The 12991-nt window shown below is 33.9% G+C and carries 13 protein-coding genes; 7 read left to right on the top strand and 6 right to left on the bottom strand.

All coding sequences use genetic code 11. From position 1 onward, the window contains the following. Positions 1-4: 4 nt before the first annotated feature. Entirely contained in the window at positions 5-1303 is a 1299-nt protein-coding gene (locus tag ES677_RS05995) for a DEAD/DEAH box helicase (protein ID WP_246124382.1), read from the bottom strand. 137 nt (positions 1304-1440) lie between these two features. Between ES677_RS05995 and ES677_RS05990 the strand changes: the two genes are divergently transcribed. The 3 genes from ES677_RS05990 (at position 1441) to ES677_RS05980 (ending at position 6135) form a co-directional block, all read left to right on the top strand. Then, complete coding sequence (locus tag ES677_RS05990; RefSeq protein WP_148368995.1) at positions 1441-1725, top strand: DUF3817 domain-containing protein; 285 nt, start codon at positions 1441-1443, stop codon at positions 1723-1725. A 178-nt stretch (positions 1726-1903) separates the two neighbouring features. Beyond that, positions 1904-4813 (top strand): PEP/pyruvate-binding domain-containing protein, encoded by a 2910-nt coding sequence (locus tag ES677_RS05985; RefSeq protein WP_148368996.1) that lies wholly within the window; start codon positions 1904-1906, stop codon positions 4811-4813. A gap of 2 nt (positions 4814-4815) precedes the next feature. Continuing rightward, positions 4816-6135, top strand: coding sequence for a serine hydrolase (locus ES677_RS05980; protein ID WP_148368998.1), 1320 nt, complete (start codon positions 4816-4818; stop codon positions 6133-6135). Here ES677_RS05980 and ES677_RS05975 read toward each other — a convergent pair. The 5 genes from ES677_RS05975 to ES677_RS15645 form a co-directional block, all read right to left on the bottom strand. Then, a complete protein-coding gene (locus ES677_RS05975) occupies positions 6132-8966 on the bottom strand; it encodes an Npt1/Npt2 family nucleotide transporter (protein WP_148380737.1) in 2835 nt (944 codons plus the stop codon). The two genes, ES677_RS05980 and ES677_RS05975, sit on opposite strands and share 4 nt — an antisense overlap. 27 nt (positions 8967-8993) lie before the next feature. Then, a complete protein-coding gene (locus ES677_RS05970; protein ID WP_148380736.1) occupies positions 8994-9902 on the bottom strand; it encodes a serine hydrolase in 909 nt (302 codons plus the stop codon). A gap of 376 nt (positions 9903-10278) precedes the next feature. Then, positions 10279-10545 (bottom strand): DUF72 domain-containing protein, encoded by a 267-nt coding sequence (locus tag ES677_RS15865; RefSeq protein ID WP_394349291.1) that lies wholly within the window; start codon positions 10543-10545, stop codon positions 10279-10281. Between the two features lies 1 nt (position 10546). Beyond that, positions 10547-10780: a DUF72 domain-containing protein gene (locus ES677_RS15650; RefSeq protein ID WP_246124381.1), complete on the bottom strand. Its 234-nt coding sequence runs from the start codon at positions 10778-10780 to the stop codon at positions 10547-10549. A 63-nt stretch (positions 10781-10843) separates the two neighbouring features. Then, entirely contained in the window at positions 10844-10999 is a 156-nt protein-coding gene (locus ES677_RS15645; RefSeq protein ID WP_246124380.1) for a hypothetical protein, read from the bottom strand. Between the two features lie 114 nt (positions 11000-11113). Here ES677_RS15645 and ES677_RS05960 point away from each other — a divergent pair, with 114 nt between their 5' ends. The 4 genes from ES677_RS05960 to ES677_RS05945 all read left to right on the top strand — a co-directional run. Then, positions 11114-11530 (top strand): glyoxalase, encoded by a 417-nt coding sequence (locus ES677_RS05960; RefSeq protein WP_148380735.1) that lies wholly within the window; start codon positions 11114-11116, stop codon positions 11528-11530. Between the two features lie 6 nt (positions 11531-11536). After that, positions 11537-11980: a hypothetical protein gene (locus ES677_RS05955; RefSeq protein WP_148380734.1), complete on the top strand. Its 444-nt coding sequence runs from the start codon at positions 11537-11539 to the stop codon at positions 11978-11980. A gap of 27 nt (positions 11981-12007) precedes the next feature. Continuing rightward, entirely contained in the window at positions 12008-12721 is a 714-nt protein-coding gene (locus ES677_RS05950; protein WP_148380733.1) for a class I SAM-dependent methyltransferase, read from the top strand. Between the two features lie 106 nt (positions 12722-12827). Next, positions 12828-12991, top strand: a 164-nt coding sequence (locus ES677_RS05945; protein ID WP_148380732.1) for a helix-turn-helix domain-containing protein, incomplete at its 3' end; no start/stop codon positions are given.

The raw sequence follows: 12991 nt of genomic DNA, 5'->3' as shown, positions 1-12991 counted from the left end.
AAATTTATACTAAAGTAATTCTTACTTTTTTCTTTTTTAAACGGGTGTTATTCGTTTTTGCAATCACAGCTTCAGCTTTATAGCGTGGCACAGCAACGAAGGCACAATCTTGTTTTAATTCTATAATTCCTAATTCGTCTTTGTTTAATTCGCCTTGTTTAAACAATAATCCGGCGATATCTCCTTTCGAAATTTTATCTTTCCGACCTCCAGAAATAAATAATGTCGACCAATCTGTTGGCTTTGGTACTCTATTATTTTCTAATTGCTGTACGCCATCAGTGTGTATAAATTCTGGTAATGGTTCTTCCTCCCATTGTAACACATAAGCCGTTCCTTGGCTATTCATTCGCGCTGTTCTACCATTTCTGTGTGTAAACTCTTCTTCCTTTAATGGCAATTGATAATGGATAATAAAATTTAACTCATTAATATCTAAACCTCTTGCTGCCAAATCGGTTGCTATAATAATTTGGTGCGTACCATTTCTAAATTTTATTAGTGCGCGTTCTCTTTCAATCTGTTCTAATCCGCCATAAAAACAACCGTGAGCAATCTTATTATCAGTTAAAAAGTCACTAACAAATTGGATGGTATCTTTGAAATTACAAAAAATGATACCAGGTTTATTACCAATGTGACACAATAAATCGACTAACGTTTGAATTTTATTTTTATCGGGAGAAAGTACCGCTTTAACTTCCAACTTAGACACTACAGTATCTGAATAATCAATAACCAATTCATTTTGTAACCCCACAAATTTAGGCACTTCTATACTTTGAGTTGCCGAGGTAAGAATGCGTTTTTCTATATGTGGTAATGCGAAAATAATTTCACTCATTTCGCCTTCAAATCCTGCTTCTAGTGACTTATCGAATTCATCTAAGACTAACGTTCTAATATTTTTTATACTAATTGTTTCACGGCGTAAATGATCGGCCACTCGCCCGGGTGTACCTACTAGAATTGTTGGTGCGTGACTTAATTCTATTTTATCTTTAGAAAATGGTCTTCCTCCATAAACGGCATTTACTTTAAACCCTGCTCCCATTTCCCGAACTACTTGTTCAATTTGAATTGCAAGCTCTCGAGACGGTACTAAAATTAAGACCTGAATACCTTCCACATCCTCTTGTAGCGCATTAATAATAGGCAATAAAAAAGCGACCGTTTTCCCCGTACCCGTTGGTGAAAGTAAAATAACATTATCTGCTGCTGTTATTGCTAAATTCGCCTCTTCTTGCATTGCATTTAATGCGGTAATCCCTAATTTATTAAGTATTCGCTCTTGTCGTTTCATAACTAAATTTAAGCTACAAAAATACAGTTTCATTTATAGAAAATTCTTTTTATTTACAATTTTAAACAAATTGAAAAACAACTTAAAAACACTTGCCCCAATCAGTCGATATGATTAAATTTGAAAAAACTTTTTTTATGCTTAGCACGTTTAGAATTATTGCACTTTTAGAGGGATTATCTTACATCCTGCTGTTATTTATAGCAACGCCCTTAAAATACTTTGCAGAAGATCCGCAATACGTTAAATTATTAGGTATGCCACACGGTTTACTATTTGTTGCTTACGTGGCTTTGGCTATTTTTTTACGTTCTAAGTACAAATGGAATAATACGTCATTTTTCATTATTTTGTTGTGCTCTTTATTGCCGTTTGGAACATTTTACGCAGACGTTAAATATTTCAAGCCTTTAGCACACTAATATACAGTGTCTTTAAAATATTAACAATTAAGTAGAACGTATTACAGGAATTTATTAGGTCTCGGTGCTCTCTTTTTAGTAAAAGAGTTAATAATTAACGCATTTGTAATATTCCCATATATTTATATCGTTTAATATTGTATTTTTAATACAAATACTAACCGTTATAATGCTTTCTATGAATACTGTTAAATTAGTAGTACTCCTTTTCATTTTTAATTGTTATCCGTCTTTCACGTATTCTCAAGAATTGCCGCCTCAAGAGGTGTCAAAGCTCATTACCTCTTACAAAAATGATCTGCGCGGGCCTTACCATCGCATTAAATGGTTTTGTGAAGATGGAACCGAAAGAGAGCCTAAAGATCCGTGTCCAGATGGCATTGGAGGCGGTATACAGCACGCCAGTTTTAAAGCGTCTGCCCTTCAACTAAGACGTGCTAATCATTTGTTTTTTGGTGAGATTTTAGGTGGTTTAAAACCGAATGACTTTTTAGATCGTAATGCCAATTATAGCCGCTTAAAGCAATATCAAATCGGTAATTATTTAAGTAGTGTCGATAATGGTTGGGTGTTACGTAAAGCACAATATTATCGTGGTGCCATTCAATCTGAGGATGAAGAAGCCTGGGGTAAAGACTTCTTTATTAACATAGTAGCGGATGATGAATTTATTATTCAAAATTACTATTTGTTACGCCAAAGTTTAAAAGATATTCCGCACAATGGCGATGATAATATCGCACAATTAATGCGAAGTCAGTCGAAAATTTTATCGGAAGACCATCCTTCTTTTATGGATATTAGAATTAAAATTCACGGGCAACCACAAGCCTCAGATATTAGACTCGTTAATAATTATCTTCAATCTAAAAAGACATCATTTACTGAAGAAGCATCCTTGGCCTTTGAAGATTTAGTTAAAACTATGCATACCTTTTATGCGCCAATCGATTTTAAAGATTTGAAAAGTGATTTATCTCAAATTACCGAGCAAAATGAGGCAACGGCTAGTCTTTCAGAATTTCTAAAAAACTATTCAAAAGACGCTACACCCGACCAATTAACATCGGCACTTTCTAATGTGTTATACGCTATTAGAACACATATCACCGATTTTAAGTACAGCAAAAATAGACTGGCTATTTTAGACCTCTCCAATCAATTAGAAAACATTTTATTAAAAGAAGCGCAAAAATGGGACACCACAAATTTAAGTGATAACCTTTATAAAATAAACACACTGGCTTGTGCGACTTTAGGTTCCGGTCTTATTGAAGAGTGGGAATACTATGCAATCGCCTCTCAATTTACTTTAACTACTTCAGGAAATACTACTAATTTAAAACAACTAAATGCGATACTCAATACGAGTCGCAGTATTGTGGAGTGGACGACTACAATGGTTAAAGCCAATTACCAAGATGAGGTAAATATCTATACTAAATTCGAGCCGCTTGCTTATGGTTTTATAGACGATAGAGTACGCAGTAGTATTTCTTTAAATCTAGGAGAAGAGGTGAGTAAACTGGGCGTTCTAATCGCTAAAGTTTCTAATATTAACAATGCTGTGGTAGACCTTAAAAACCAAACCACTATTCGTGGGTTAAATCCAGGATATGCGTTCGGTAAACTAGTGGTTGTCGATGGCAACCCTGAAGATGTAAGCGTACACTCCAATAACATCTATATATTTGAAAAACCACCATCAGATTTAAAACCAATAGCAGGAATTATGACGGTTTCTGAAGGTAATTTAGTATCTCACGTACAATTATTAGCTAGAAATTTGGGCATACCAAATGCGGTGTTATCGTACGAGAATTTAAAAGATTTAAAAGCATACGACGGTAAAAAAGTGTTTTATGCGGTGTCCAATCAGGGGCACGTTATCTTAAAATTTGAAGACGATATGACTTCGGAAGAAAAAGACCTGTTTTTTAAAAAAGAAAGTACAAAAAATAGAATTGCGGTGCCTGTCGAGAACATTAAATTAGATACAAACGAAGTATTAAATATGCGGGCGGTGAGAGCTGTTAATTCGGGGGAAATTTGCGGTCCAAAGGCCGCTAATTTAGGAGAACTGAAACATTTATTCCCTGAGCAAGTTGTAGAAGGTTTGGTGATTCCGTTTGGTGTTTTTAGAGCTCATATGGACCAACAAATGCCCGGCGAAAATAAAAGTTATTGGTCGTATTTAAATGAAACGTTTAATAAAGCTGAAGCGCTGCGCACAGAAAATAGTGATGAAGAAACGGTTGAAGCTTTTCAATTAGAGAACTTGAGAATATTACATAAAGCTATTATAAATATGCAGCTAAGCGCCACTTTTGAGAAGGATTTAAAAGCTAATTTTAAAGACGCTTTTAAAGGAAGCATTGGTACTGTCCCTGTTTTTTTAAGAAGTGATACCAATATGGAAGATCTTAAGGAGTTTACAGGCGCTGGGTTAAACTTAACTTTATTTAATATCCTCTTGGAAGATGGTATATTAAAAGGTATTAAACAGGTATGGGCTTCGGCCTATACCGAGCGTAGTTTTAAGTGGAGACAAAAGTATTTATTGAATCCTGAAAATGTATTTCCTTCTATTTTAATTATTCCTAGTGTCGATGTTGATTATTCTGGAGTAATGATTACAAAAGGAATCAATTCTGGAAACACTAGCGATGTAACGGTTGCATTTAGTCGTGGCGCTGGTGGAGCTGTCGACGGACAATTGGCAGAAACACGTTTAATTACTGAAGACGCTTCAGAATTATTAGCACCTGCCAGACAGCCTAACTACATCCGTTTACCTGAAAATGGCGGCACAAAGACCTACTACACATCGTACAATGCGCCTATTCTAAATGATAAAAACATAGAAGATATTAAAGCTTTAGCTAAAAGCATTAGAAAAACAATGGATCCTAACTCGGTTTCGGAGCACGCTTTTGATGTCGAATTTGGCTTTAAAAACAATGAATTATGGTTGTTTCAAATCCGTCCGTTTGTAGAAAATAAACAAGCTAAAAGTTCAGAGTACTTAATTTCGATTTCACCACGTACTAATGTAGACAGAAACATAGCACTAACCACAGCACTTTAATTATGAAAAACCTTTTTTATATTACTATTACACTTTGCATCGTTATATCATTTGGTTTTATATCCTACCCTATCGATGGTTATGAGTCTACCGGAATATCCAGATTATATCACTTACGAAAAATGCAAGTGGATAGTGTACCCTACAAACGCATTCCTGCGGGTGCGTATTTAAATTTAGAAGACATTAAACTCAATTTAAAATCGCGATCGAAAGACAGCATTAACACATTGCTAAAAGAAGACGATGCGTTTACAAAAGAAATGCGCGCACTATTTCCTGGTAGCGGGTATTCGGCAGCAATCTTAGATATGAGTAATCCTGGCAAATTGCGTTATGCTGCTTTTCGCGAAGATGTAGGTTACCAGCCAGGAAGTGTTGGTAAATTAGCGGTTCTCGTGGCCTTAATGACCGAGCTTAGTAAACTGTGCCCCGATTCTTGGGATCAACGTGCATTTTACTTGCAACATACGCGCGTAACCTCTGGATATTGGGGAACAGGAGACCATCACACAATTCCTGTTTACGATATTGAAAAAGACAAACTCACGAAAAGACGTGTGGTTGCTAGCGATGAATTTTCTCTTTACGAATGGTTAGATCACATGGCGTCTGTTAGCAATAATGGCGCAGCGAGCGTCGTGTATAGAGAAGCTATGCTAATGCGCGCATTTGGATCTGACTACTTTTTTTTAAATCAGGAAAAAACGGAGGCTTTTTTTAAAGAAACACCCCGAGATTCCTTAACAAACTTAGCTAATATGGTCGTTAACCAACCATTGCGTGATATGGGAATTAGCGAAGACGATTGGAGATTGGGTGGCCTTTTTACACGTGGCCCTGAAAAATATGTAGGTCGCAAAGGGGGCAGTATTGGCACCCCTAAAGGGCTAATGACTTTCTTAGTAAAACTAGAACAAGGCGAAATTGTAGATCACGAAACAAGTTTAGAGATGAAACGTCTTTTATATAGTACCGACAGACGTATTAGGTATGCAAGATCGCCCCGTTTAGACAGTGCTGCAGTTTATTTTAAATCGGGAAGTTTTTACAAATGCGACCGTAATAAAAATCCGAATTGTAGTGATTATGCCGGAAACGTTTTCAATTATATGAACTCTGTGATTATTGTAGAACACCCCAACGGCACGAAATATATTGTGTGTTTAATGTCTAATGTTTTGAATAAAAATTCTGCCGGAGCACATATGTATTTAGCTAGTAAAATTGATGATATTATCAATAAAAATAATATAGAAAGCAAAACGGAAGTTAGAGAAGAGGTTTATAAAGAAGATGCAGAGGAAAGTGGTACTAATTAATTTCTAGTGTTCTCTAAACTTTGTATGGTATCGTAAGCAAAAAACTTAACCTCTTCATTTCTATGTTTTTTATACGGAAGAATTACTGGGAGATAACTAACATCTTCCAGTTGCTTAATAAGGTTTAAAATCTCTAATTTCATTTTCTTTCCCCTACTCTTCAGAAGCCTATTTATATATGTTTTTTCTGGAATACGTTTCAAATTTAACACAGAAGCATCAAACGCTGCTTCATCTATAACAAAATGCTCTATTAAAGGAAACAGCTTACGCTTTAAATCGCTTTGTATTAGGTTATCTAAAAACTCCAAAGCATTAACTCTGGCCTCTTTAACATTGCTTAATAATCCGGAATAGGTGACTTCAATATCTTCCTCATAATAGGCCAAACTCAACAATTTAAATATACATTTCAAACTGTGCTGTTGTTGCTGTTTAAGTAACGCTTCAATGCTTTGTCGCGCTAATAAAATTTCGGTGCCTTTATCGCTAAAATCGAGAGTCTTTGAACTTTCATCTATAGTATATCGCACAGAAATCATCGCGTTTAAGGTAGACTTATAGTACTTACTTTCTTTAATAATAAGGCTTTTAAGCTGGCGTTTATTAAAGTACAGTTTACTATTCTTATTTTTTAATTTGATTAATGATTTCGAGGCCTCTAAACGGATAACAATATCGCGACTTCGCATTAATCTAAATAATACTTTCACCGCATCCTGGGTTTTGAATGCTTCAATAACGCGTGGCAAATGTTGTTTAATATTATCTTTAAGCGTTTCATTTTGCTCAAGTTCTAAAATGGTCTCAATTATTTTAGGACCAAATTCTATTAAAGCTTTTATGGCATTTTTTCGTTGCTCTACATCATCAATAAACTCTAATAATGTGTCAATATATTTTTGATTACTTGTTATTCCCGCGGCTTCAATAGCGCGCGCTACAATAAAAGGATCGCGATTGTTTAAATGCACCGATATAAACGGATAATATTTTTGCAAACCAGAATAAGCAATAGTAATTAAAAGTTCTCCGACCGCTTCTTTTCTACTGAAACCTTCGGGTGAATTTAAAAGTCTTACCCTATATTGTATTCTTGATTCTAACTGATATTTATTGGCTAGATGTTGGTTGTTTGAAGCTTCTTTTGCTAAACAAAGTAAAGCGGCACTCGCTATATAATCACTTCCATTATTCAAATATTTATTAAAAAAATGCTCTTCGGTAAATGACGAATGATTTAATATATATTCTAAAGCAGTCAAGACTAAAGCGTCGTCCTTAATGTAAACTAACTGTTGTACTTTATTTAAAGCTGTTCCTTTATCGTAGTCATATAAATGTTTAATCGCTTCCATTTTTATGGCAGTTGAAGAATGTTCTAATAAGTGAATTACATTCGACTTTAAACTCTTTAATTTATAACTACTTAAGTGTTTTAATAAAGACGAAATATCTTCTTCACTTCCATTATTCAAAATATCTAAAGCAACACTCAAGGTTGTATCCCCTTTCTGCATTTTTTTGTCATTAGATTCTTGGGATAAATTTCTTTGAATATTCTCTCTGAAGGATTCGTAATACGCTTCACGTAGTCTGTAAATTAAAATAATCCAAACAAAGACAAAGAGCAATACAATAACAGTAATATAAGAACTATTTAAATCTAGCCTTCTAATTAAAAACAATAACATTAATCCCGAAACACCTGTAGCAATGCTATCTACAACTACATCGATAAAAGATTTGGCCTGGTTTTTAATAAGCAGCGGAATTGGTAAAACCGATAATTCTACGGCTGCTTTATTTAGTGACTGCTTAAAGCTACCATCAATACCTTTAATTATTATTAGCACCCACAGCTCTGGAAAAGTCAAGAATAACAAACACCCTAAAGCAATACCTAAAGGTAAAATAAGCAATGTTGAAGACACGCCTAATTTACTCAGTACGCGATTGGTTAAAAACAACTGAAAAACCAGAGCGATAACATTAAACGTCGAAAACCAAAACCCAAAAAAGGTCGCCAACTCATCAGGGTCACTAATGGCTTTATAGGCAAAATCACTAAATTGAAAATCGACCAACTTAGCAATGATTACCCCTATACCTGTTATTAAGGCTAAATAGGTTAAATGTTTCGATTTTGATATTAAAATGATGGAAGAGTCTTCAGGCATTGTTTTATCTACTTTACGTTGTTTACGAACATAGATATTCATTTTACGAATACGCAGCTTCCATATTTTTTTCAAAATAGGAATACAAAACAGGATTAAAACACCCGCTAACAAAACCACTATTTTATTACCAAAATTCGAGACAATAATACTGGTTAAATAGCCTCCAAAAATACCACCCGCTATAGCACCTGCGCCAATAAAGCCAAATAATCGTTTGGCTTCTCGCGCATTATAAACCATATTGGCCAAAATCCAGAATTGTGAGGTAGCAATAACAGCAAAAAGGGAAACCCCGAGATAATACACATATAAAAGCGCATTATTTAACAACGAAAATTGGATAAATAAACTCAGCAAAAGAAAGCTAACACTAAAGCTTATTAATGAAATGATGGTGATGTTAAGTATTGAGAATTTTCTTAACGCTTTGTTGTAAAAATAGGAGGTTGCTACGGCAACACCAGCGACTAGCAAGTAACCGTAAGGCAGGTGCTCGGCACCTAAACGCGAAAGAAAAAGGGCGTTTACAGTAGGCTTTACAATGAGTAAAACCGTGATAATTAAAAACACATACAATTGCATTAAAAAAGAGATGTATATTTCACCATCTCTTAATCCAAATGTCTTGTTTATTAATTGTTTAAACACGTATTGCTAATTTACTGTTGGAGTTTCTTACAGTAAATAACGTGATTTTTTTAAAACTTTATCCAATGGTTCAACCAAATTTCTAATAATTTGTTCGCCAAAATTGTCATCTATTAATGCGACAATAATGTATTTTCTGTTGGGCCCCCAAACTAAAGCAGAATCTGAATGGAAATTTTTCCAAGAACCCGATTTTCTATAGACGTTTGCTGTTGGCGCAATACGATCTAAAGTATTTACAAATTTATGGTGTAACGCTGGGTCTTTCATAATATCTAACATTTCCTTAGAGCGTTTTGTATTTACTAAATTGCCCAATGCCAATTGGTAGTAAAAACTACACACTTGCTTAGTTGTAGCCGCGTGGCTTAACCCTTTCATTGGTTCTGGGTGACGCTTTCCAGAAGCTGCATACCGTTTACCAACCCATAGACCACCACCAACATTCTCGTCGTACAGTTTAGTTTCTGGCGCTCTTAAAACAGCTTCAATTTTGTCGTAACCTAAACGATCAATCATTCGTGTTGAGGCTTGATTATTTGATTTGCTAATCATTAATCGCAAATCGTTTCTTACGTCTTTAGTGTCTTTAAGCTCACCTTTATCAATCGCATCCATTGCCGCTAGCAAGATAGCTATTTTAGGTAAACTCGCAGCGTACATCATATCTTCATCGTTAATACCAGCGTACCTAATATTAGTTTCATCACTTAAATCTACAATACCAATAGACATTTTCTTAGCGTCTATTAGATGTCTCCATTTAGCGTTAGAATTAATTTCGATATTTAAAATATCTTGGAGAGAGGTGTCTTGTAATTGTGAAATATTCTCTATACCATTTAAACAGTCTATTGGCAATTTTTGTTGAGAAAATCCGGAAAAACTTAGAGAAAGAAGTAGCAATAGAAAGCTACATTTGATGTGTTTATTCATATACTATAAATTTGTTATATTAAATTAAAATTTATTTGTTGTTTCTTAAAACGGTGCAATATACAACTAAATCATAAACTATTAAAAATCAAGTCGTTAAAGTTGCATTATAGTTTATCGTTCCTTTTAATTGAAAAATAACGCCGTTTTCAAAATTAAATTGTGCTTGTTTTTTATTTTACCTTAATTAATCTAATCTTTAGAATTAATCTAAAAAAGAGAGGTTTGGTTACTGCCGCCATTAGGCATTTTTAATTGACCCCCTATAGCCTTATTTATCTCTGCCATAAAATAGGTCGCTAACAGTGCAGTTTCTTTTTCTATATTTTGATGATTAAAAAATTTACGTCTTGAACCCCTTCAGTTTTCCATTGTGTTAAACTACTACACCATCGTTTAATCGTTGATAATCAGAAGAATGAGTTACACTAACAAAACGGATAAATGCAGATGAATTAGTCAACTGCATATGCAGAATATTGCGCCTACCAACAGTATCTACAATTATATTGGAGATAGTATGTGCCTCTAAAAGTTGATAAAATGCCTCAGAAACGTGTGGATTATTGTACCTGTCAGTATGTCTAAATTCGATTACTAAAGGAATCTCTTTCGACCATTTGTAAACGAAATCACGTACCAAGTTAAATTACTTGGCGTAAAATTAGTGTGCATTTGCAAGAAAAAGAACCTAACTTTTCTTTTAAATTTGACGCATTATATAAAAAGTCTTCAACCTCTACTTCTACTCCATTTAATCTTTTTGAATGACTAATATCCTGAAATAATTTTGCGAAGAATTTAAAATTTGCCAGCGTATTATCATACCAATTTGTAAACTGTGCAGCAGAAAAAATTTTATAATACGTTGTATTCAATTCAACGAAATTAAACTGAGACGAATAATACGCCAATTCGTCTTTTGTTCCTTTGGGGTAAAGTCATTTTAAATCGGCTTTGCTTAATTTTGGACGACTCACGTGTACTTTAAGAGCAATATTATTTCTGGTGGAAGCCAATGTTTTCGCCGTATCGCTATGTCCTCTAGGGAGTATAAAATCAATGTTTTCTGGATTGTTGACGCTTCCAATCTTCATTTTTAATAATTTTTCTATAAATATAATTGTTCATAAACCAGTTAACAAGTTAATCTTATTACAAATTATTGAGATCTCTTTGTGAGTACTTTTATATAAAATGATTTAGAAATTATGAGCACACGTAAAGAGCAATTATTAGCGATAAGACCAGTGATATCATCAATTAAAATCACTAAAAATATGAGTAGTGGCGAACGCTTTCAAAATGAAACACTTCGTCCCATCATAAAACTTCAAAGTGAATTGTTTACGGAAGTTTTTAGAAATTACATTGCGAAACATAAAAATGTATTTTATGAATTAACACTAGAAAAGCGTCTACATTATATTGAAAACGCGCTGCAAAAAGATATGAAATTACGAAATGCCTTAAAAGGGATAGTAATTGGCCTATTTACAGTGGAAGAATATGCTAATTATATTAAAAATTCTTCAGCTTTAAATAAACGCTTAATCAATATAGTAAGAGAACGCTTACAAAGTAACATACAATTATTCGAGAAATCGCAAACTTTATCTGCTGTTTAATTAGTAATGACGACAAAAAAACTCCTATTACAAGCTTGTAAAGATAATGTTGAAAAACGCATTACGGATTACAGAAATGAAATGGCATTACTTGCTGAAGCCATTGAAAATAACGACAAAGAATCTGAAGATGGAGATGGTGGCAACGGGAAATTATTAAATGATCTCGAAAAGAATGCTGGCTATTTAAATGAAGCCCTTAAAACCCGTGATTTTTTGGCGCAAATAAACCCTAATAGCACGCACACAACTGCAGCTTTAGGAAGCATCGTTAAAACCGAATCTATTGTTTTTTACTTATCTACTAGTGTAGGCCAAATTGAAATTGAAAACGAAATCTATTATGCCATTTCGTTGCAATCCCCTATCGGTATGCTATTAAAAGGAAAATCTAAAACGGACAGCTTTACATTTAATGACAAAAAGTATACGGTTGTAGATATTTTATAAGCGGCTCTTTTTTAACACACTTCTGTAATGATAGACATTTATGAGCCTAAATTTGTTGAAAAGCTTTTTGATAAAATGAGCACGTCGTATTCTAAAATGAATTACATAACTTCCTTTGGGTTTAGCGAGCGATGGCGAAAGCAATGTGTTGAAGAAATTAACATCGAAAAAGGAAAAACGACCGTCGATTTAATGACGGGTATGGGAGAATGTTGGAAACATATTTTAAAAAATAGCGACAATACTTCTAAACTCATTGCTATAGATTTCTCTACGGAAATGATTAACCGTGCCAGAAAAAAGAAACTCAAGTATAAAGGTTATAATATAGATGTTTTAAAAGAAAATATTTTTCAAAACTCTATTCCCAACAACTCTGCCGATTACGTGATTTCTGGTTTTGGTTTAAAAACATTTAATAACAAGCAGCTTGAAAAATTAGCTATTGAAATTAATAGAATTTTAAAGCCAGGTGGAAAATTTTCACTAATCGACGTTTCTGTGCCAAATAGGACGCTGCTAACTCCTTTTTATATGTTTTATCTTAAAAAAATGGTTCCTGTTTTTGGAAAACTATTTTTAGGAAATCCGGAAACTTATAAACTGCTTGGCGTTTATACTGAAGCCTTTAAGAACTCTGGTGCCGTACATAATATTTTTAGAAATTCGAAATTTGAAGTCGAAAATGTCGATTATTTTTATGGGTGTGCCACTGGTATAAAAGGTTATAAAATAAAATAAGAACACTATTTAATTTGTAAGTTCAAGTCATAAGTGCAACACGGATATTTAAAATAGATGGGGCTAGCCCCATCTATTTTAGGCTCAATATTTATATTCGTTTTGAATGAAACATTATAAACAATTGACCTTGTCACAAAGTTACCAAATCTCTGCATTATTAGAGACAGAAATAACTATTACAGAAATATCGAAAATTATTGGTGTCAATAAGAGTACGGTATCAAGAGAGTTAAAAAGGAACACGCCAAGTAGAGGAAGGACAGCTGG

The sequence above is a fragment of the Bizionia gelidisalsuginis genome (genome assembly GCF_008086185.1).
In the GTDB taxonomy this organism is placed as follows: Bacteria; Bacteroidota; Bacteroidia; order Flavobacteriales; family Flavobacteriaceae; genus Bizionia; species Bizionia saleffrena.
Note: the sequence above shows the minus strand (reverse complement) of the source record. Positions and strands in the feature narration are given on the sequence as shown.